The sequence below is a fragment of the Haloechinothrix salitolerans genome (assembly GCF_042662605.1).
GTDB lineage: Bacteria > Actinomycetota > Actinomycetes > Mycobacteriales > Pseudonocardiaceae > Haloechinothrix_A > Haloechinothrix_A salitolerans.
The window spans coordinates 5,647,286-5,667,962 of sequence record NZ_JBHSXX010000001.1; the positions used below are offsets into that span (position 1 = coordinate 5,647,286).

At 68.0% G+C, this 20,677-nt stretch carries 18 protein-coding genes; 8 read left to right on the forward strand and 10 right to left on the reverse strand.

All coding sequences use genetic code 11. From position 1 onward, the window contains the following. Nucleotides 1-74: 74 nt before the first annotated feature. Both ACFQGD_RS26935 and ACFQGD_RS26940 read right to left on the reverse strand, forming a co-directional pair. Complete coding sequence (locus ACFQGD_RS26935) at nucleotides 75-1,271, reverse strand: fatty acid desaturase family protein (protein WP_345393605.1); 1,197 nt, start codon at nucleotides 1,269-1,271, stop codon at nucleotides 75-77. 11 nt (nucleotides 1,272-1,282) lie between these two features. Beyond that, on the reverse strand, nucleotides 1,283-2,377 hold the full coding sequence (locus ACFQGD_RS26940) for a ferredoxin reductase (protein WP_345393608.1): 1,095 nt from the start codon (nucleotides 2,375-2,377) through the stop codon (nucleotides 1,283-1,285). Between the two features lie 86 nt (nucleotides 2,378-2,463). On the opposite strand from ACFQGD_RS26940, the gene ACFQGD_RS26945 reads away from it, so the two are divergent. Further along, entirely contained in the window at nucleotides 2,464-3,672 is a 1,209-nt protein-coding gene (locus ACFQGD_RS26945; RefSeq protein ID WP_345393611.1) for a PucR family transcriptional regulator, read from the forward strand. A gap of 16 nt (nucleotides 3,673-3,688) precedes the next feature. Here the strand turns inward: ACFQGD_RS26945 and ACFQGD_RS26950 are convergent, their stop codons facing one another. The 4 genes from ACFQGD_RS26950 to ACFQGD_RS26965 all read right to left on the reverse strand — a co-directional run bounded on the left by ACFQGD_RS26950 (nucleotide 3,689) and on the right by ACFQGD_RS26965 (nucleotide 8,154). After that, a complete protein-coding gene (locus ACFQGD_RS26950) occupies nucleotides 3,689-4,663 on the reverse strand; it encodes an NADPH:quinone oxidoreductase family protein (protein WP_345393614.1) in 975 nt (324 codons plus the stop codon). 77 nt (nucleotides 4,664-4,740) lie between these two features. Then, nucleotides 4,741-5,721 (reverse strand): alpha/beta fold hydrolase, encoded by a 981-nt coding sequence (locus tag ACFQGD_RS26955; protein WP_345393617.1) that lies wholly within the window; start codon nucleotides 5,719-5,721, stop codon nucleotides 4,741-4,743. Nucleotides 5,722-5,729: 8 nt separating this feature from the next. Continuing rightward, the gene (locus ACFQGD_RS26960; protein ID WP_345393620.1) at nucleotides 5,730-6,905 is read right to left on the reverse strand and encodes an acyl-CoA dehydrogenase family protein; all 1,176 of its coding nucleotides are present in this window, start codon (nucleotides 6,903-6,905) and stop codon (nucleotides 5,730-5,732) included. Between the two features lie 82 nt (nucleotides 6,906-6,987). Then, entirely contained in the window at nucleotides 6,988-8,154 is a 1,167-nt protein-coding gene (locus tag ACFQGD_RS26965) for an acyl-CoA dehydrogenase family protein (RefSeq protein ID WP_345393623.1), read from the reverse strand. Between the two features lie 182 nt (nucleotides 8,155-8,336). Here ACFQGD_RS26965 and ACFQGD_RS26970 point away from each other — a divergent pair, with 182 nt between their 5' ends. Together ACFQGD_RS26970 and ACFQGD_RS26975 are read left to right on the forward strand one after the other, a co-directional pair. Next, nucleotides 8,337-8,963 carry a TetR/AcrR family transcriptional regulator gene (locus tag ACFQGD_RS26970; RefSeq protein ID WP_345393625.1) on the forward strand — a complete coding sequence of 209 codons (627 nt, stop codon included), beginning with the start codon at nucleotides 8,337-8,339 and terminating at the stop codon, nucleotides 8,961-8,963. A gap of 139 nt (nucleotides 8,964-9,102) precedes the next feature. Then, on the forward strand, nucleotides 9,103-10,263 hold the full coding sequence (locus tag ACFQGD_RS26975) for a hypothetical protein (RefSeq protein WP_345393628.1): 1,161 nt from the start codon (nucleotides 9,103-9,105) through the stop codon (nucleotides 10,261-10,263). Nucleotides 10,264-10,340: 77 nt separating this feature from the next. Here the strand turns inward: ACFQGD_RS26975 and ACFQGD_RS26980 are convergent, their stop codons facing one another. Next, nucleotides 10,341-11,555: a lipase family protein gene (locus ACFQGD_RS26980; RefSeq protein ID WP_390183585.1), complete on the reverse strand. Its 1,215-nt coding sequence runs from the start codon at nucleotides 11,553-11,555 to the stop codon at nucleotides 10,341-10,343. A gap of 238 nt (nucleotides 11,556-11,793) precedes the next feature. Continuing rightward, the gene (locus ACFQGD_RS26985) at nucleotides 11,794-13,074 is read right to left on the reverse strand and encodes a DUF6801 domain-containing protein (RefSeq protein ID WP_390221107.1); all 1,281 of its coding nucleotides are present in this window, start codon (nucleotides 13,072-13,074) and stop codon (nucleotides 11,794-11,796) included. Between the two features lie 464 nt (nucleotides 13,075-13,538). Here ACFQGD_RS26985 and ACFQGD_RS26990 point away from each other — a divergent pair, with 464 nt between their 5' ends. The 3 genes from ACFQGD_RS26990 to ACFQGD_RS27000 are packed head-to-tail and all read left to right on the forward strand — an operon-like array spanning nucleotide 13,539 to nucleotide 16,679. Further along, nucleotides 13,539-14,858, forward strand: coding sequence for an RsbRD N-terminal domain-containing protein (locus tag ACFQGD_RS26990; protein WP_345393637.1), 1,320 nt, complete (start codon nucleotides 13,539-13,541; stop codon nucleotides 14,856-14,858). A 19-nt stretch (nucleotides 14,859-14,877) separates the two neighbouring features. Beyond that, nucleotides 14,878-15,804, forward strand: a complete 927-nt coding sequence (locus ACFQGD_RS26995) for an ATP-binding cassette domain-containing protein (RefSeq protein ID WP_345393640.1) — start codon at nucleotides 14,878-14,880, stop codon at nucleotides 15,802-15,804. Nucleotides 15,805-15,851: 47 nt separating this feature from the next. After that, a complete protein-coding gene (locus ACFQGD_RS27000; RefSeq protein ID WP_390183583.1) occupies nucleotides 15,852-16,679 on the forward strand; it encodes an ABC transporter permease in 828 nt (275 codons plus the stop codon). Between the two features lie 20 nt (nucleotides 16,680-16,699). Here ACFQGD_RS27000 and ACFQGD_RS27005 read toward each other — a convergent pair whose 3' ends face one another. Both ACFQGD_RS27005 and ACFQGD_RS27010 read right to left on the reverse strand, forming a co-directional pair. Beyond that, entirely contained in the window at nucleotides 16,700-17,290 is a 591-nt protein-coding gene (locus tag ACFQGD_RS27005; RefSeq protein ID WP_345393643.1) for a hypothetical protein, read from the reverse strand. A gap of 81 nt (nucleotides 17,291-17,371) precedes the next feature. After that, nucleotides 17,372-17,926, reverse strand: coding sequence for a hypothetical protein (locus ACFQGD_RS27010; protein WP_345393646.1), 555 nt, complete (start codon nucleotides 17,924-17,926; stop codon nucleotides 17,372-17,374). A gap of 271 nt (nucleotides 17,927-18,197) precedes the next feature. Here ACFQGD_RS27010 and ACFQGD_RS27015 point away from each other — a divergent pair, with 271 nt between their 5' ends. Both ACFQGD_RS27015 and ACFQGD_RS27020 read left to right on the forward strand, forming a co-directional pair. After that, complete coding sequence (locus ACFQGD_RS27015; protein WP_390183582.1) at nucleotides 18,198-19,496, forward strand: RsbRD N-terminal domain-containing protein; 1,299 nt, start codon at nucleotides 18,198-18,200, stop codon at nucleotides 19,494-19,496. Then, entirely contained in the window at nucleotides 19,496-20,674 is a 1,179-nt protein-coding gene (locus ACFQGD_RS27020; RefSeq protein ID WP_345393651.1) for an RsbRD N-terminal domain-containing protein, read from the forward strand. The genes ACFQGD_RS27015 and ACFQGD_RS27020 overlap by 1 nt, the downstream gene beginning before the upstream one ends. Nucleotides 20,675-20,677: the final 3 nt, after the last annotated feature.

A 20,677-nucleotide genomic window follows, 5' to 3' on the forward strand; every position in this document is an offset into this window, starting at 1 on the left:
AGAATGCGACTCAGGTACGCCGATCGCGACGTCCGGGGACGGGGTCAGAGGGGTGCGCCAAACTTCGCGCGGCTCTACACCGGAAGGACGCGGTTGAGCAGCCCCCGCACCAGCCTCGCGGGGCGGAAGCCATCGATGGCGCGCTCCACCCGCTTGGCGGCGTCGTTCGGCAACGACAGCAGGAAGATCTTCCGCCACGCCGACGCGACCTGCTTCGGCAGCGGCCCGGTCACGTAGTTGAGCTGGTACCGCTCGAACAGGTCCCGGACCTTCGGCGCGATCTCCGCGTAGCGGTTGCTCGGCAGGTCGGGGAACAGGTGGTGCTCGATCTGGTGCGACAAATTGCCGGTCATCAGGTGCATGAGCGGGCTGCCGGAGATGTTGGCCGAGCCGAGCATCTGCCGCAGGTACCACTGGCCGCGCGACTCGCCCTCGATGGACGACCGCTCAAAGGTGTCCACACCGTACGGGAAGTGTCCGCACATGATGACGGAGTGCGTCCACAGGTTCCGCACCAGGTTCGCGGTGAAGTTCGCCGTGAGTGTGTGCACCGCGGACGGACCGGACAGCAGTGGGTGCACCACGTAGTCCTTGGTGGCCTGGCGCCGGATCTTGCGCAGCACCTGCTTGGCGCGCCTGCGGAAATCGGGGTCGTCGCGCCGGCCTTCCTGCAGGTTCTTGCCTAGCTCGAGATCGTAGGCCGCGATGCCGAACTCGAAGAAGCAGGCGTTGACGAAGTTCCACAGCGGCTGGCCGAGGTAGAACGGGTACCACTTCTGGTCGGCTGAGACCCGCATGATGCCGTAGCCGAGGTCGTTGTCCTTGCCGATCACGTTCGTGTAGGTGTGATGCACCTGGTTGTGCGAGTGCTTCCACTGGTCTGACGGCGAGACGTTGTCCCACTCCCAGGTGGTCGAGTGGATCTTCGGGTCACGCATCCAGTCCCACTGGCCGTGCATGATGTTGTGCCCGATCTCCATGTTCTCCAGGATCTTGGCGATCGACAGCCCAGCCGTGCCCACCAGCCAGGCGGGTGGGAACAGCGAGAACAGCAGCACCGCGCGACTGCCGAGTTCGAGCTTGCGCTGAGCATCGATAACGCGGCGGATGTAGGCCGCGTCGCGCTCTCCTCTGCTGGCGATGACCTGCTGACGCAGCGCGTCGAGCTCCTTGCCGATGTTCTCGATGTCTTCGTCGGTCAGATGCGCCGTGGGATCGGCGGGATCGGGCACGGTACGAACGTCGGGCCGCTCACTGATCACAGCGGTCATGGGTGTGTCTCCTAGAGTTCGATGTCGCAGGTGCCCGCCGCGGCGGACACGCAGGTCTGGATGAGGACGCCGTCGCCAGGCGCCGCCATGGTGATCTCACCGTTGCGCAGGTCGCGCACCGCGCCGTCGCGCAGCGGCGCCACGCAGCCGAAGCAGATCCCCATCCGGCAGCCGGACGGCATCAGCACCCCCGCGCGCTCCCCGGTGTCGAGCAGCGGGGTGGAGCCGTCGGCGTCGACGGTGGTGTCGGTCTTGCTGAAGGTCACCTGGCCGCCTTGGCCGGTGACGATGACGCTTGGGCGGAACCGCTCGGTGTGCAACCGGTCGACGACGCCTACGTCCGACCAGCGTTGTTCCGCCGCGTCCAGCAGACCGGTTGGCCCACATGCCCAGGTCTCGCGCTCGGCCCAGTCGGCGACGATGCCGTCCAGTTCGGCGAGGTCGAGCATGCCCTCGACGTCGGTGTGGCGCTCCACCAGCCGGATCTGGCCCGACGCGGCGAGCCGCCGCAGCTCGTCCGCGAAGATCACATCGCTCGACCGCGGCGCGGAGTGCACCACGACGACGTCGTCCAGCTCGGTGACGGCGTTGCGCAGCATCCCCATCACCGGGGTGATGCCGCTGCCCGCCGTCAGGAACAACGCCTTGCCCGGCAGGGGCGATGGCAGGGTGAAGTCGCCCTTGGCCTGGTCGAGCTGAATCAGCGTGCCGGGTCGGACGCGCCGCACCAGGTAGTTGCTGACCACGCCATCTGGCATGGCCTTGACCGTGATCGAGATCCTGCCGTCGGCGCGGTTGGCCCGCGAGGTGAGCGAGTACGCCCGCCACTGCCGCACGCCGTCGACGTCGACACCGATGCGGACGTACTGCCCCGGCACGTGGCCACGCCAGCCCCTGCCTGGCGTGATGACCAGCGTCGCCGCGTCAGGCGTCTCGGGAAGCACTTCCTCGATCCTGCCGCGCAGGTCGGCCGACGCGCGCAGCGGGCTGATCATGTCCAGGTAGTCCGACGGCAGCACCGGGGTCGTGACGAATTCCGCGATCCGTGCGGCTCGCGCGCGCAAGGACGCGAGCGCGCCACGCGTAGGAGCTGCTATCACTGCCATGCGTCCAGCATGTTCCGTTGTTGCGCGTAAAGTCCTGACCTGTCGATGTGAATCCGTAACATGAAATTGTTCGCGAGGAACAAGCCATGCCAGACCGCAGTGAACCCGTCGCCAGCCGCGCCATCCAAGGCGCCGCTGACCTGGACATCGATGCCACGACCATCGCCGCGCTCCGCGAACGGCTACCCGCCGTCGCGGATGACGTCGTCGCGGCCATCATGGCCGAAGTGCCCAGCTACGCCGGAGCGCTGACCGGTCGCAGGGGCGCCAACATCCGGCACGCCGTGCAGACCGCGCTGGACAACTTCCTCGAGTTGGCGAGCGGCTCGGCATCGCAAGTCGCCGACCTCGGCGCGGGCGCGGACGCGGCCTTCGAACTCGGCAGGGGCGAGGCGGCCAACGGGCGCAGCATGGAGGCCCTACTCGCCGCCTATCGCGTCGGGGCGCGGGTGGCCTGGCGCGGTTGGTCGTCGGCCGCCGTCGAGTCCGGGCTGGCCGCCGAGACCATGGCCAAGTTCGCCGAGCTGGTGTTCGCCTTCATCGACGAACTGTCCGCGACCAGCGCCGCCGGCCACGCCGACGCACTGGCCACGCAGGATAGAGCACGGCAGCGTCAACTCGAACGGCTCGGCAGGAGCCTGCTCGAGGGCGCCGCCGAGGACGTCCTGCTCGCCGACGCCGAGCGGGCAGGCTGGATCCCGCCGACCATGCTGGTCGCCGTCCTGCTGGCCGAAGCTCGTGCCCACGCCGTGCGACAGCTACTCGACCCCACGACCCTGCTACTCGCCGACAACCTGCCAGGGGCCCCGGCGACCGAGTCCATGGCGGTGCTGCTCGTGCCCGCCGAGGCGGACACGAGCAGGGCACACCTGCTGCAACTCCTCCGGGGCATGCACGCGGTCGTCGGCCCCGCCCGGCCGTGGCGGGACGTCAGGGCATCCTTCGCCCGCACGGTGCGGGCCGTCGAGGTCATGCCCGCCACCGGCGAGCCGATCGACACCGAACGCTGCCTCGTCGAGCTGGTTCTCAGCGCGGACAGCGACGCCTATGACGACTTGCGGGAGCGTGCCCTCGCACCGCTGTGTGAGCTCCCGAGGAGCACGGTAGCGCGCCTCACCGACACGTTGCGGTCGTGGCTGTTGCATCAGGGACGTCGGGACGCCGTGGCCGAGGACCTGTTCGTGCATCCGCAGACCGTGCGCTACCGGATGAGCCAACTCCGCGAGCACTACGGCGACGCGCTGTCGGACCCGAGGCAGGTCCTTGAGCTGACGGTGGCGCTGGCGCTGCGCTGATAGGGCCGCTGCCCGGCTACTCGCTCACGACCTCCAAAACGATCTTGCCGACGGCGGTGCGCTCGTCCATGCTCGCCAGCGCGTCGGCCGCCTTGTCCAGTGGGTACCGCGCGCCGATGTGCGGGTCGAGCTTGCCCGCCGCCAGCAGCGGCCACAGGTCGTCCCACTGCTCGTGCAGGTACGCCATCCGGTGCAGGAAGAACTCGCCCCAGGCAACGCCGACGACCGAGATGTTGTTCAGCAGCAGCCGGTTGACCTTGACCGTGGGAATCTCCCCCGCGGTGAAGCCGATGACTAGCAGCCGCCCCTCGCGCGCGAGGCTCCGCAGCGAGTCCGTGAACCGGTCACCGCCCACCGGGTCGACGACGACGTCGACGCCGCGTCCGCCGGTGAGTTCCTTGACGGCGTCCTTGAAGCCGTCCGCGTAGACGACGTCGTCCGCGCCTGCCGCTCGCGCGAGCTCTGCCTTCGCATCGCTGGACACCACGCCGATCACCCTGGCGTCGAGCGCCTTCGCGAGCTGGATCGACGCGCTACCGACTCCACCCGCCGCGCCGTGCACGAGCACCGTCTCGCCCTCACACAGCGTGGTCCGCCGCCGCAACGCGAAGTGCGCGGTGAGCACGTTCATCGGTACGGCGGCACCGTGAGCGAACGACATCCGGTCCGGTAGCGGGAACACCGTGGCCGGGTCGGCGGCGATGGTCTCGCAAAAGCCACCAAAGCCAACGAACGCCGCGACGCGCTGCCCCTCGGTGAAACCACTGCCCTCAGGCGCGACGCGCACGACCCCGGCGACCTCGGACCCCGGTGTGAACGGCACCGGTGGCTTGATCTGGTACAGGCCCCTGGTCTGCAGCACGTCCGGAAAGGTGACACCGGCGGCGTGGACGTCGATCAGGACCTTGCCGTCGTCCGGTGTCGGCGCGTCGACGTCGGCGATCTCGACGGCCCGCGGCCCGTCCAGCGAGGTGATCCGCACTGCGCGCATGTGCATCCTTCCCGAGTGATCTCCGTTGTCCTGAGCCACCGTAGCCACACACGCCCGGCGCGGCGAGGTGGCCGTGGTTACGGTGTCGCGGGCTGGGCGACGACCGTGCGGATGGCGGCGGCCACGCCGTCCGGGCGTTCGTACGGCAGCATGTGCCCCGCGCCCGCGAACAGGACGAACTCCGCATTCGGCAGTTCGTCCGCGATGGCGTGAGCGTGCGATGGTGGTGTGAGTCGGTCCCTGTCCCCGACGAGTACAGCGGTCGGTACGCCCGCGAAGGCGCACAGCGCGGCCGCCCTGTCGTGTGTCATGATCGAGTGGTTGAACCCTGCGGCGCTGCCGCGATGCGCCCGCGCGCACTGTTCGACAGCGGCCCGCACGTGCGCGGAATCCGCGTTCTCACCGAAGACAACGGCACGCAGGATGTAGCTCGAGAGGCGCTTACTCGGGACCGGCAGCGCGCCGCGCGCGGTGGCCCGCGAGCGTGCCGACGTCGGGGTGGACGTCGAGGTGGGGGACGTCGGTCGCGACGAAGCCCGGCGCTCCGTGGCCGCTCCAGACACGGTGGCACCCGCCGATTTCCGGCGCGCGAGACGCCGCCGCCACCGGTCGGCCGCCGCGATCGGCGCGGGCATCCGCGACATCACGTCCCGCATCTGGCCCGCCGACGTCGCCACGAACACCGCGCCGGACACCCGCTGCTCAACGACGTCCGGATGCCGCTCGGCCAGCGCCATCATCGTCATGCCGCCCATGGAATGCCCGGCGAGCACGACCCGGCCCTCGGGCACGCGCGCCGCGAGCAGCTCCGCGACGTCGTCCGCGAGCCGGTCGAGGGTGGCCGATCCGCGTGGCGCGGGGTCGGAGTCGCCATGGCCGCGCAGGTCCAGGGCGAGCACGCGCATGGTGTCGCCGAGCCGCGCGGCGACGTCGTCCCACACGGAGCCGTCCTCCGTCCAGCCGTGCAGCAGCACCGCGCAGACGTCGGTGTCGTCCCGGCCGCGCTCGGTCACCGCGAGCGTGACGCCGTCCGACGTCGTGAAGCGTGCCTCCGTCATGTCCCTCCTCAGCCGAGCGATCCGGTCGGTTTCACCTTGCCGCGCAACAGGTTGTTCGCGATGGTGCGGCGCTGGATCTCGTCGGTGCCCTCGTAGATGCGGGCCAGCCGCAGCTCGCGGTACCAGCGCTCGATCGGCAACTCACGCGTATAGCCCATGCCGCCGTGAATCTGCAACACACGATCGACGATCTCGTTCGCCTTGGTCGCGCCGTACAACTTGGCGATCGACTGCGCATGCCGCGACGCGACGCCACCATCGGTGTCGACCAGCCACGCCGCGTGCAGCACGAGCCACCGCAGCGCCTCGATCTCGACCGAGGAATCCGCGATCATCCATTGGATCGCCTGCCGGTCGGCGATCGGTTTGCCGAACGTCTCGCGGGTATTGGCGTAGTCGATGCCCATCTCCAGCAGCCGTTCGCACGAGCCGAGCGCACGGGCGGGGATAAGGTACCGGCCCCGGCCGATCCACTGCATCGCCAGCTCGAAGCCCTTACCCTCCTCACCGAGGATCTGCGACTCCGGTACGCGCACGTTGTCGAAGACCAGCGAGGCGGGCGCCCACTCGCCCATGGTGTCGATCGGCTCGGACTTCCAACCCATGTCGCGATCGACGAGGAAGCAAGTGACACCGCCGTTCGCGCCACGCTCGGGGTCGGTGACGGCGAAGACCATGGTGAAGTCGGCCTCGTTGCCGCCGGTGATGAACGTCTTCTCGCCGTTGATGATCCAGTCGGTGCCGTCCTTGCGGGCGCTGGTGCGGATGGCCTTCGCGTCCGATCCCGCGCCAGGCTCGGTGATCGCGAAACATGACTTCCGCTCGCCCGCGATCGTCGGCAGGAGGTAACGCCGCTGCTGTTCCTCGTTGGCGTGGTAGAGGATGTTGTCGGCGTCACCACCGAACTGGAACGGCACGAACGTCCGGCCGACCTCCACCATGAGCAGGGCCGTCATGACGGCGGACAGCCCCATACCGCCGTAGGACTCCGGGGTCTGGAGGCCCCAGAAGCCCGCATCCTTGGCCTTGAGCTGAAGTTCGGTGCGCTCGTCCGAGGTGATGCCTGGCTGTCCCGCCCGTTCGCGCCGCAGCACTTCCTGTTCCAGCGGCATGACCTCGCGGCGGATGAACGTGCGCACCCAATCGCGGATCTCGCGTTCCTCTGTGGTCAGTGAAAAGTCCATTGTGGATTCCTACAGTGTTGGTAGAAACCAATCCGGCAGAACCAAAGCCGAACTGGCAGGGCGAATGAGTGTGCCGGTCGGCTTACGTTCGGTCTTCTTGGTTAAACGCGTTGATGCCGGTCAGCGAACGGCCGATGAGCAGTTTTTGCACCTGTGTCGTGCCCTCGTACAGCGTGAGCACTCGGGCGTCGCGCAAGAACTTGCTGACCGGGTACTCGTCGATGTAGCCGTAGCCACCGAACACCTGGATGGCGAGGTTGGACGCCTTCACGGCGGCCTCGCTGGCGTAGAGCTTCGCCATCGACGCCTCGGTCTTGAACTTCTCACCGCGCTCGATGTGGTCGGCGACGCGCCACACCAGCAACCGTGCCGCGTCGGCCTCGACCGCCATGTCTGCCAGCATTTCCTGGACGAGCTGAAAGCTCGCGATCGGCTTGCCGAACTGTTCGCGCTCCTTGGCGTAGTTGACGCTGGCCTCAAGCGCGGCGCGGGCGAGTCCGACGCAGCCCGCCGCGACCGCCATACGACCCTTGTCGAGGGCGAACATGGCGATGTTGAAGCCCTGGCCGCGCTCGCCGAGCCGGGCCGAGTCCGGCACCCGGACGCCGTCCAGGGTGAGCTCAGCGGTGGCCTGGCCACGCAGGCCGAGCTTGCCTTTGATCTCCGACCTACTGAAGCCCTCGGCGTCGGTCGGCACCAGGAATGCGGTCACACCCTTGGGCCCGGGACCGTCGGTGCGAGCGAAGATCAGTGCGACGTCGGCCCAGGTGCCGTTGGTGATGAACATCTTCTGGCCGGTGATGACCCAGTCGTCACCGTCGCGCACAGCGCGCGTGGTGAGGTTGGCCGCGTCCGACCCGGTGCCGGGCTCGGTGAGCCCAAAGCAGCCAAGCGACTCACCAGAGCACAGCCTCGGCACCCAATGCCGCTTCTGCTCCTCGGTGCCGTACTTGACGATCTGCTTCGTCACCAAACCAAGCGACACCGACACGATGCCGCGGATCGCGGTGTCTCCTCGCCCGAACTCCTCCATGACAAGGCAGTAGCTGAGGTGATCGCCGCCCGATCCGCCGTACTCCTCTGGCACGGTCAGACCCAGAAAGCCCAACTCAGCGAGCTGCTTGACGATCCCGATGTCGACCTGCTCGGCGCGGTCCCACTCTTTGACGTTGGGCACGACCTCACGGTCGACGAAATCTCGCGCGAGCTGCTGGACCGCACGCTGCTCGTCGGTGAGGGACAGATCCACGGCTACCTCCAAACGAACACTGTTCGCTAACATAGTGGCACGCGGTCGCCGCCCACGACAACCGACGTCGGGAGTGAGGGACACGACGTTGTGGGCGAGGGACACGACGTCTGGAGCAAGGAACACGGCGTCGGGAGTGAGGGACACGATGCATACGATGGAGCTGACCGCACGGAGGACGCATGGGACGGCCAAAGACACCGCTGTTGAGCCTGGCTCGCATGGCGGCTGCCGCGCTTGACATCGTCGACTCCGACGGGCTGGACGGGCTCTCGATGCGCAGGCTCGCCACGGTGCTCGGCGTGCAGGTGGCCTCGCTGTACAACCACGTCAAGAACAAGGACGAACTGCTGCACGAGATCAGCAACCAGATCATGGCGCAGGTCGACGTCACCGGCTTCCGCGACGGCGACTGGCGTCAAGGCGTCGCGACCTGGGCGCGCTCCTACCGCGCCGCGCTACGCGCGCATCCGAACATGGTGCCGTTCCTCGCGAGCGGCCCCGGCAGGCGCGAGACGTCGTTGCAACGCGCCGACGCCGTGCACGGCGGCCTGGTCGCGGCCGGCTGGCCACCCCGGCAAGCCACGCTGATCGGCGCGTCCACGAAATACCTGGTGGTCGGCGCGGCGATGACGTCGTTCGCCAGGGGTTTCGACGACGACGTCCAGATCTACGTCGACCGTTATCCCCACCTCGACCAGGCCCACAAGCTCAGCGCGCACGCCGACGAGATCGACGACGAGGCGTTCGAGCTCGCGCTACTGTCGTTTCTCGACGGCCTGGAGCGCCGATTCGCCGAGCTGCACTGAGCGCGGTGCATGACGCTTTCACCGCACGTCCGAGGTGCGCTGAAACTCCGCGCGAAGTTTCTGTGACCACCGACCGACGTCCCGCATCCCAGCGCTGACCGGCCCCATCGAGGGCACGGCGGACGAGAAGGAGTGGGACATGAACACACGGCTTCGATGGGCGACCATGACGCTGACGGCCCTCGCGGTACTTGGCGTGGGCGGTGTCGCGGCAACTGGCGTAGGACTACCCGGCAGCACGGGCGGCACCCCGATCGCCGCGACGACGGACGGCGCGACGGCTGGACCGCGGAACGCCTCGGCACCGGCACCGGCGCAACCCACTGCCGAGGGCACCGGCGCGGACGCCGCGCACGCGGCCGACGGCGAACCCCGCTATGAAGGCAAGCAGGACACACTCGACGTCGACAATCCCACTCCTGGCGCGCTGAGCTGGGCAAAGGACATCGGTGGCATCGCACCGACCCCGCCCGCGCCGGTGACGTTCGACTTCGGCACCCGGCCGCAGGAACAGCACGGCCCCGGCAAGGACGCGGCCGCGGGAGACGGCTACAGCTCCGGCATGGAAGGCTGCGAGCTGGAGTGCATCCACACCGCGAAGGTCTCGGCCACCGGCACCACCGCCGCGTTCACCGTCCGCACCCACGTGCCGACCAAGATCTGGGTGTTGATCACCGGCCTGTCACCGCAGGACAGCGGGTACGGGCTGACCACCGACTTCAGCCCGACCTTCACCGGTCTCAGCCCGAACACCCGGTACGACGCGACCATCGTCGCCGAGGACGCCGACGGCAACGCGCGGCACATCTTCGGCAGCTTCCGCACGTCGCAGCGGAAAGCGCTGGTGACGTTCCACAAGGTTCACGTCATCGGGGACGCCGATAACGGCGGTCTCAACAAGGGCGAGATCCGGTTCCAGTTCCGCGTCAACGACGTCGCCGTCGCCTCGCGGAGCGAGGACAAGCTCACTGGCGGGCAGTGGGTGACGCTCAGCGACGGACGCGGCAAGCCGGGCACCGTGGTGACCAACGCACCGAAGAAGCTGTTCGTCGCGGGTCACGGCGTCGAACGCGACTGCAGGGGACGGTTCGTGTTCGGCTCCCCAGGCATCCCGAGCCCCGATGAGATCGAGGCGGGTCAGGGCGGCTCGTGCTGGGACGTCGCCGCCGCGATGGCAGGGTTCGACCTCGACGCCGAACTGGCGGGACGGGAGCAGGTCAGCTTCACCCGGGTCATCGGCACCGACAGGCACAAGCTGAAGTTCGACGTCGTCGTCAAGGTCGACGTCTGGCACGAGTAGCGGCGATCGCGCACGGCGGGGCCCTTCCCGCTCAAGCGAACTCCGCCAGGACGCGACGCCCGCATGGACGCCGAGGGTCAGCAAGTTGTTCCCGCTGGCTCGCCCGCCAGCCTGGCGTCGAGGAAAGAGAGGACCGCGGCATTGCCGTGGTAGACGGCGTCGATGTGTCCCATGTCGAGGGTTTGCCAGGTCAACGGAACCTCAGCCTCGCAGTAGGTGTCTCGCAACGCCTTCGCTTGTCCGAACTGGACTAGCTCGTCCTGCGTGGCGTGATACTGCAACATCGGCACGGCGGGTGGGTTCGCGCCGAGCGTGTTGTCCTCGTAGCGCGCGACCCACTCCGGCCGCAACAACGGACTGGTGTGGGTGTAGTCCTGGATACTCTTGCCCGCGTAGTCGACGAGCAGCCGCAGTGTGCAGACGGTTTCCATCTCAGCGAACGCCCGCACGCCCGCGTCGTTCAGGTAGGACCCGAGGTCCAACTCGGGATAGGCATTGTCGAACCCGATCAGCGCGTAGGCCATCACACCGAAGCCTTGCTTGCCGTCGAGATGGAGCGCGAGCTGCACCGGATCAGCCGGAATGCCGCCCGCGGCGATGCCGACCAGGTTCAGTTCGGGCGCGTAGTCCGGCCGCAGCTCCCCTGCCCACGCGGCTGCCCCGCCACCCTGGGAGTAACCGCGGAAAGCGACCTTCGCGTCGGCGGACAAGCCCGCGTCGGCGAGCCGTTGCGACGCCCGCACGACGTCGATCATCGCGGCGCCCATCGACCTGCCCGTGACGTAGGTGGTCTCAGGCTCGGGCCAATAGCCCTCGTAGTCCGGTACGGCGACGGCGAAGCCGTTGTGCAGGAGGTCGTTGAGTCCGGACTGCTCGTAGAACGCACCCGAGCTGATCATGCGGGACGGCGCGCACTGAAACCCCGCACCCTGCGTACCAGGGCCGAAGGCGACGATCGGTGCGCTGCCGGGGTCAACGCCCTCGGGAACAAGCACGGTGCCGGTCATGGCCGTCGGCTCCCCGAGTGCGTCCGTCGAGAGGTACATGACCTGCCATGCCTTAGCTCGCGCGCTCGGCCAGCCAACTTCGGACGGTCGCGATCGGATGATGTCGCCAGGATCGCCAGCCGGCAGTGGCGACGGCGGCAGGTAGAAGTCGTCTCCCGCGACGTCTTGTGTCTCCTGCGCGGCGCTGGGCATCAGTTGCGCGGGGGACGCCGTCGCCATGCCGGTGGCGGCGAGGCACGGCAGTGCCGCGATGAGAGCCGCGGCCGCAAGGGCTAGTCGTCGCATTGTGGTGGGCACCGCTCGAACCTCCGAAAGAATGGAATTCACGCGCCGGATCCCGGGACGGCGCTTTTCGTCGTCACGTCAGGACACTGTCGTCGCGCGTTACGTGAGGAAGTTGATCACGTCTACTCGTGTTGTTGCGCGAATACGTCCCGTTTTTCCACTTCGGCGAACAACAGCGCGAGTAGACGTGATCAACACTTCGGGCACGGCGAGCGACGTCGCCGAGCGGGCACGGCGGCTACGCGTTCGCGCGACGTCCGCGTAGCAGCATCAGCAGAGCGCCGGTCGCGATCAGACCGATGCCCACACCGAGAGGAGCGAACACTGAGGCACCGGTGAGCGCCAGACCGTCACCCGCGGTCGTGGTGACGCCGCCCGCGCTGGTGCCACCGCTGCCGGTGCCACCCGCGCTGGTGCCACCGCTGTCCTCGCCACCAGCGGCGGCGCCATCCGCGGCACCCCCGCTGGCGTCACCCCCGGTCTCCGTTCCACCCGCGGCATCGCCACCGCCGTCGGTCTTCCCGCCAGCGGCCGCACCCCCTGTCTCGGTGCCACCGTCGGCGTCACCACCGGTGTCGGCGCCATCCGCCTCGCCGCCGTCGGCGCCACCCCCGGCAGCCGCACCCCCTGTCTCGGTGCCACCGTCGGCGTCACCACCGGTGTCGGCGCCATCCGCCTCGCCGCCGTCGGCGCCACCCCCGGCAGCCGCACCCCCTGTCTCGGTGCCACCGTCGGCGTCACCACCGCCATCGGTGCCACCGTCGGCGTCACCACCGCCATCGGTGCCACCACCGGTGTCAGCGCCACCCGCGGCGTCCCCGCCGGTATCCGTGCCACCATCGGCGTCCCTACCATCGGCGTCACCACCGCCATCCGCACCACCGTCGACGTCCCCACCGCTCGGCAGGATCTCGAAGTCCGCCAGCGTCGCGTCCTGTCCCGCGTCAAGCGTGCACTGCGAGTCGAACGTGCCGAGGCCTGTCTCCGAACCATCCGCCGTCCGGGGCGTGAGCGTCAGCAGCAGGTCGCCAACCGTGATCGTCGCCGATCCTGCTTCGGTGAACGTCAACGACGGAGCGCTACCCGTCGCCCTGACGTCGAACGCACCGCTCGCGGGCACGTCGGTCTTCTCGACGTCGACCGGAACCTGGACATCCAGCGTCGCCTCTGGCGCGGCGACGGTGGCGTCGGCCAGTCCGCTGCCCTCGATCGTCTTGGCGCCGACCAGGCTCAAGCCCTCAGTCGCGGTCGCGGGCACCGTGGCCACCGACTCGACGGCGAACTCCGGCGTCGGTTCGCCGACGACGGCGGAGCTTGGCACGTCGGCGTTGATCTCCACCGTCATCGATTGTTCCCCGATGAGGGGGAAGGGGCAGGTATAGCTCAACGTCAACGAGGCGGGTTCGGCGACACCGGTCCCGGTTCCGACCGCCAATGTCGCCCCCACCAATCCGGCCGCCGAGGCCGCGGTGACAGCCGCGACCCATTTCCTTGATCGACTACGAAAGTGTGTATTCACGTCGTCTCCGCGCAGACAATGCAGAATGGAGCGGCACCGCGTTCCGGCGCCACTGTTCGGATACAAGAACCCCCGACTCGCCGGACGTTAATCCCGCGAGCAATCCGGAACAATGCCGCCGAATAACCGCCGCTCACTCTTGTCAGCACAGGTCGAAACCGCGTATTTCAATACGCACGAGACAACAACACAGAGCCTGAAGCCCGTGCCGCGACGCGGAGTATCCGGTACACTACCGAACGTAGGCAAAGAGTGACCGGCAAGATTGCCGGTTTGTTGGCATCTCACGACCACGACCGGACCCAACTGTGAGATCAGCGCAAATTTTTGGCAATATTCGCACTTCGTCGAGGTGTCCAGGGCGAGTAATTGATTACCCGGCACACCCTCCCTATCGTCGTCCGAGCAAGCTCGTGCTCACCGGCGCCGACCGCAGGGGCGCTCTTGTCACAGGGGTGACAGCGATGACCGCCAGATTCAACCAGCAGGCCGTGCCACGACAGGCTGCCACGATCCCGGCCGCCCGCGACGCGCGGTGGCAGGCCGCCGCGAGCGCGAACGGAGCCAGACAAGGGGTGGCCAAGGAAAGCGCGTCCAGCCAGGACATCCTGTCGTCGATCCCGGCCTCGCAGATCAGGGCGATCCTGCGGCCGGTGGCGGGGCGCATGATCAAGGAGATCATCCAAGAGATCCGCGAGGGCGTGCCCGCCTACGCTCAACCGCTGGAGGGCAACTTCGGCAAGGTGCTCGTCACCAGCGTCGAGAAGGCGGTGCTGCAGGTCGCGGAAGGCATCGGCAGAGATCAGATCGACACCTCGGCCTGGGCGGACTGGTTCCGACACGTCGGCAGGCTGGAGTACATCGAGGGCCGCTCCATGGACGCGATGCAGACCGCGGTGCGGATCGGCACCCGCGTCGGCTGGCGGCACATCCGCGCGGCGGGTGTCGCGGTCGGCACGCCGACCAACACCCTGTTCACTTTCGCCGACGCGTTGTTCCAGTACTCCGACGAGATCTCCAGCGTGGCCATCGCCGGTTACACCGAGGCGCAGTCACGCGCGAGCGGCACCATGGAGCGCAGGCGCCAGCAACTGCTCAAGCTGCTGTTGTCCCCAGAACCGACGTCGGCCCAGTCGCTGGCCGACCTGGTCGACACGACCGACTGGATGTTGCCGGAGCGCGTCGCCGTCGTCGCGCTCGAATATCGCGAGGACCAGCACCAACTTCCCGCATCAACGCTTGGCAACGATGTCCTCGTCGACTTCGAGAGCGCGGAGCCATGCCTTGTCGTCTCGGATCCGCAGCGCCAGCTCGCCGGATTCGAACTGGAGCTGTACGGCCGCAAGGCAGCGGTAGGACCGATGGTGCCGCCCGTCGACGCGCACCGCTCACACGCGGTGGCACGACGCGCACTCGCCCTCGCGCAACGGGGTGTACTGCCCGCGGACGACGTCATCGACTGCTCGCAACACCTGACGACGCTGGCGCTGTGCGCGGACGAGTTTCTACTCACCCAGCTCACCACCCGCGCGCTGGAACCATTCGAGGGCTTGACGACGAAACAGCGCACCCGGCTGTTCGAGACGCTGCTCGCCTGGCTCGGCACGAGGGGCGGTATCAACGAGATCGCCGCACGACTTGGTGTCCACCCACAGACCGTGCGGTACCGGATGAACCAGGTCAACGACATCCTCGGCGACCGGCTCAACGACTCGGACGAACGCCTCAAGTTGGAGATCGCGCTGCGCGCGACGCACCTGATCCACGACAGCGCCCGCCGCTAGGCGGCCCCGCGCAGCGAGCATGGCACACGCACAGATCGAGGTCACTGGCCTTGGCAAACGATACGGCCGGCTCACCGCGCTCGACGACGTCTCGCTGAGCGTCCGCACGGGAAGCGTGCTCGGCGTCCTCGGGCACAACGGCGCGGGCAAGACGACGTTGATCGACATCCTCACCACGCGTACGAAACCGACATCCGGCACCGCGACCGTGTGCGGCTGGGACGTCGTCAGGTTTGGTGAGCACGTGCGCGGGCAGATCGGTGTGACGAGCCAGTTCGCCGCCGTGGACGAGACGATGTCCGGTAGGCGGAACCTGCTGCTGTTCGCGCGGCTGCTCGGCGCGAAACGGCGTCCGGCGAAGGCACGGGCGGACGAGTTGCTCGCCACGTTCGGGCTCACCGACGCGGCCGACCGGAAGGTATCCACGTACTCGGGCGGCATGCGACGCAGGCTCGACCTCGCGGTGAGCCTGCTCGGCAAACCCAAGGTGCTGTTCCTGGACGAGCCCACAACGGGGCTCGACCCGATCAGCCGGGCCGAGCTGTGGCGAGCCGTCGCGGGCCTGGCCGCAGCTGGCACCACGGTCGTGCTGACCACGCAGTACCTCGAGGAGGCGGACACCCTCGCTGACGACGTCGTGGTGCTCGCCATGGGCTCGATCGTGGCGCAGGGCAGCCCCACCGAGCTCAAGGCGGGCATCGGCACCCGCACCGCGACCGTCACCGTCAGTCCGTCCGATGTCGATCGTGCGCGGGAGGCGTTGACGCGTGCGGGGCTGCGAGCACGAATGCGGGACCACACGCTCAGCGTCGCGCTCGCGGCGACAACCGACGTCCCCGCGCTGGTCCGCGCGCTCGACCACGCTCGTGTCGCGATCGGCGATCTGACCATCACCGAGCCGTCGCTGGACGACGTCTACCTCGCGCTGCATGGCGGTGGCGCGTGAGCAGGCACGCGCTGCGCACCCGGCACAGAGATGACGACGCCCCGACGCTGGTCATCGCCGTCGACCGGGCCTCGCTGCGGCTGTCACCAGATAACGACGCGTGGGGCGGTGCCGGGTTCATCACCCAGCTGCGAGTGTTGTCCGCGCGGTCGCTGCGGACGGCGTTCGGCGACTACCGTCTGGTGTTCTTCGGATTGCTGCAGCCGGTGGTGATCCTGCTGCTATTCAGCCAGGTTTTCGCGGGCATCGGCGACATGCCTGGTGTGGTCGCCTACGACGGCTACATCAACTACCTGATGCCGGCGACGCTGGTGATGATCGCGATGACGACGGCGATGGCCTCCGGTGCCGCGTTGCTCTCGGAGATCTACTCGGGGTGGGTGGGCAGGCTGCGCACCATGCCGATCAACCTGGTCGCGGTGCTCGCCGCGCGGACGGTGTCGGACGCGGTGCGGCTCACGGTGCAACTGGTAGTGGCGTCGGCCGCCGGGGTGTTCGCGCTCGGCTTCAAGCCGGGCGGCATGGCGGGCATGGCGGCGGCGATCGCGGTGGCCGTCGCGGTCGGCTGGGGATTGTCGTGGCTGTTCATCGCGATCGCGACCTGGCAGAGCAAGCCGGAGCTGATGCAAGCGGCGTCGTTCGTGGTGATGTTCCCGCTGATGTTCGGGTCGAGCGCCTACGTGCCGCTTGACGCTATGCCGACCTGGATCAGGGTGCTGTCCACCGTGAACCCCCTGACGTACGCCATCGACGCTACCCGTGCGCTCGCGGTCGGTATGCCGGTCGGTGGTGAGCTAGTCGCGGCGCTCGCCCTCGCGGCTGTGGCCGCCGTCCTCGGCGGCTCGGTGGCGACACGCACCTTCCGGGCGCGGTGAGGCCGCCGCGAGTCCCGTGGTCAGCCGCCCCAGTAGTCCGCGCCGTAGTCACCGGACCAGTCACGGCCGTAGTCACCGGACCAGTCTCGACCGTAATCACCGGACCACTCGCGATAGTCGCCCGAGCCCGAGTGGTCACCGCCACCTGACGCCTCCCGCGTGCGCTGCTGGGACTTCGGTGGCGCTGGAGCGGGGGTGGCCGACGTCGTCCGCGGTGTGGCGGGACCCGGACGGGCGTCTGATGTGGACTGACCGCCTCCCCCGCCAGCCTGACCGCTACCGCCACCAGCGCGGCGACCGCTCTCGCCACCCTGAGCCGCCGACCGCGTCCGGGATGCCACGTCCGCGACGTCGATGCCGATCGTGGACGTCTCCGCGGGACGCGCGGTCCGTTCACGAGCAACCGAACGTCCGTCGTCAGAACTCGCCCGGTCGTCACCGTTTCCGCCAAGCAACTGGCCCGCGATGGACGTCCCTCCCACGACGACCAACAGTCCGGCCGCTAGCCCAGCCATCCCGCGGCGCACGGACACCAAGGCGTCGGTGAGGAGGAAGTCGTCGTCGACGTCGAGTGGACGACCCTCGCGAGCGAGCAGGTCCGCCACCGGCACGGCGCGTCGTCGCCGTGTACCCCGCGGTGCCGGTTCGACCCGACGCACCCGCGTGTCATACGGCTCAGGCGGCATCCGACGTCACCCCGCCGCCGTCACGCTTTCGATGCCATCGCATCGTTCCGCGTCCGCCAACACCTCGCGTAGTTCGGGATTCTCACGCAGCTCCCCCGCTGGGCCCGTGCTGTTACCCACCTTGGTGAACACCGTGCCCACCGCCCTCAGCGCCTTGGTCAAACTTTCCCGGTCCCGCACCTCGGTGGCCCGCAGGCGCGTCGTGGCGTCATCGACGGCCGCCGTGAGGTCCTCGATCGTCGCCATCGCCGAGCCGTAAGTCGCCATACCGCCGGTGACCGGTGGTGTTCCGGCGGCATGCAGATCGTTCGACATGTCGTCGAGCGCGCTGGCGACGGTGTCCAGATAGCCCAGCACCTTCCGCTTGCTCTTGGCGGGCGCGGCCGGGTCGATCTTCGGCAGCGCGGAGAGCGCCTCGCCCCCGGCGCGGATGCTGTCGCACACCTGGTCCGCCCATGCGATCGCGCGCTCGTGCCTGGACGGCTCCTCACCGGACGAACAGGATCCCAACATTCCCACCGCGAAGATCACCACAACGGCGTGGCACAAACGTCGCATCATGATTGATTCCTTTGGCCTTACGACAACATCGAAACGCTACTCGTGCGTGATTCGGTCAAACAAGCTTCCAGAGTGGATCGACAACCTGGTTGTGAACGGATGACAATTGCTTCTGACCTGGTTGTCACGGATAGCAAAACAGCTACCAAGTCGCTGCTCAAATACCAAAAAACGCTGAGCACGCCGACCTTTCCGTTGACACCGGATCAGGCCGAACAATAGCGTTGCGATGAATGCTCTAAATGGCGGGATGGAATGATCAGGGAATCCTATGCGAAGCACGGAACCGTCTTCTGATCGCGGGAATTCGGTGGCCCATAACGGCTCCGGGCACACGAGCACGCTGCAAGTCGTCGAGAACGAGGCGGCGAAGCTCGTCAAATCACTGCCACGGGAGCACGTCGCGAAGTTCCTGCCGACGGTCGGCCAACTCACGGCCGACATGATCACCGAGATCCAACAAGCCGTTCCCGCGTACGCCAGGCCACTCGAGGGGTACTTCGGCACGATCATGCGGTCCGGTGTCGAGCAGGCGGTGCGACGCATGCTCGACACCGTCGGCATCGGCGGCAACCCCAGCCGGGACTGGGCGAACTTGTACCGCAAGATCGGCAAGGTCGAGTTCCACGAGGGCCGCAGCCTCGACTCGCTGCAAACCGCGTACCGGGTCGGCGGCAGGGTCGCGTGGCGCCACATCGCCGACTGGGGCATGCGACACCACCTGCCGATGCGCACGCTGACCGTGCTCGCCGAGGCGATCTTCGTCTATATCGATGAGATTTCCGCACTCTCCATCGAGGGCTACACGCACGCACAGTCGCAGTCGGAACTCGTCAAGGACCGCAGGCGACGCAGGCTGTCGCAGGCACTGCTCAACCCCGCCCGTACGGCACACGAGTCACTGACCACGCTCGCGGACAAGGCTGGCTGGTCGCTACGGGACGAAGTCGCGGTCGTCGCCCTTGAACCGGCCGACGACATGCAAGAACTGCCGGTGCCCGACCTGCCGGACGACGTCCTGATGGACCTCGACGGTCCGTCGCCCTGCCTGATCACCGCACAGCCGGCTCAGCACCTGGCCGATCTCGCGCCGCAACTCGGCGACAGACGCGCCGCCGTTGGACCGATGGTGGCGATCGGCGACGCCGCGACGTCACTGCGGCTGGCGCGGCGCTGCCTTGATCTCGTGCTGCGTGGTGTCATCGAGGACAACCCGTTGACGTGGAGCGAGGACCACATCGCGACGCTGTGCCTGCTCGGCGACGAGTTCCTGATCTCAGAACTGCGCAGCCGCACGCTCGCGCCACTGGCGAGGCTGACGTCGAAGCAACGGCATCGCACCGCCCAAACCACGCTCGCGTGGCTGGAAACACGTGGCAGCGTCAGCGATATCGCGCAGCGACTGGGAATTCACCCGCAAACCGTCCGGTATCGCATGCGTCAGGTCGACAGCATTTTCGGCGACACCCTTGACGACCCCGACCGCAGGCTCGAACTCGAAATCTCGCTGCGCGTGGATCAAGCGTTGCGCGGCCAGCATCCGACCAAGGCAGAGCAGTGTCCAACCTGATGACGACGCCCTCCCCCTCGCTTCCCCGCGACATCGCCACTCTCCTGCGGCCCGCGTTGTCCGGTCTCACCGCGACCGTGACGTCCGAAGTGCGGCGCGGCGTGCCCACCTTCGCCGACGAGGGATACACCGGCGCCGTCAGCGACGCCGCGGAGCGCGCGATCCGCCACTTCCTCGATCGCATCGACGATCCCAGCACCGAGACCGAACCGTTCGTCAAGTACTTCCACGACCTTGGCGTCCGCGACCTGCACACCGAACGGCCGATCATCGAACCGTTACGAGCGGCATACCGGCTCGGTGCAAGAGCGGCGTGGCGACACGCGGCGCGACTCGTCCACGATTCAGGCGTCGCCAGCTCTACGTTGTGCCAACTCGGCGAGGCCGTGTTCGCCTACATGGACGAACTGAGTTCACTCTCGTTCGCGGGCCACACCCAGTCGCAGGTTCGCCACGCCGACAGCATCGAGCGCCACCGCAAAGAACTGCTAGCCATCCTGGTCAGCGCCGAGCACCCTGTACCAGCCACCACGATCGCCCGGCTCGCACAGGCCGCTCGCTGGCAGGTGCCCCGGCGGATCGCCGCCATCGCGATCGAGCCGCGCTCAGACACCGTGGCCCCACCGGCGCACGCCTTCGGCAACCGGGTGCTCGCCGATGTCAACACCGCATCGCCGTTCCTGTTGGTAGGCGAGGACGACCTGGTGGTGCTGAACGAGCTGACGGCGGCCGTGCCAGGCACACGCGCCGCCATCGGGCCACCGGTGGCGCTCAGACATGCTGGCGAGTCGCTGCGATGGGCACGGCACACGCTTCGGCTGGTGCAGTGCGGCATCCTTCCCAACGTCGAAGTCACGTGGTTCGACCGGCAACTGTCGACCCTGTGGATGCTCGACGACCCCATGGTCGTCGCCGAGATGGTGGAACGGGCGCTCGCCCCGCTGAATGGGATCAACAGCAGACAACGGACCAAACTCAGCGACACACTCCTGCTCGCGCTGGAAACGGGGCGCGACATCGGACGCATGGCGGACGTGCTCGGCGTGCACGCGCAGACCGTGCGCTACCGGCTCCGGCAGCTCGATAAGCTGTTCGGACGACAGCTCGCCGAGCGGGAGACGCGCTTCGCGATCGAGCTGGCGCTGCGGGCGGAGCGCACGCTCCGTCCGGTGGGGTGAGTG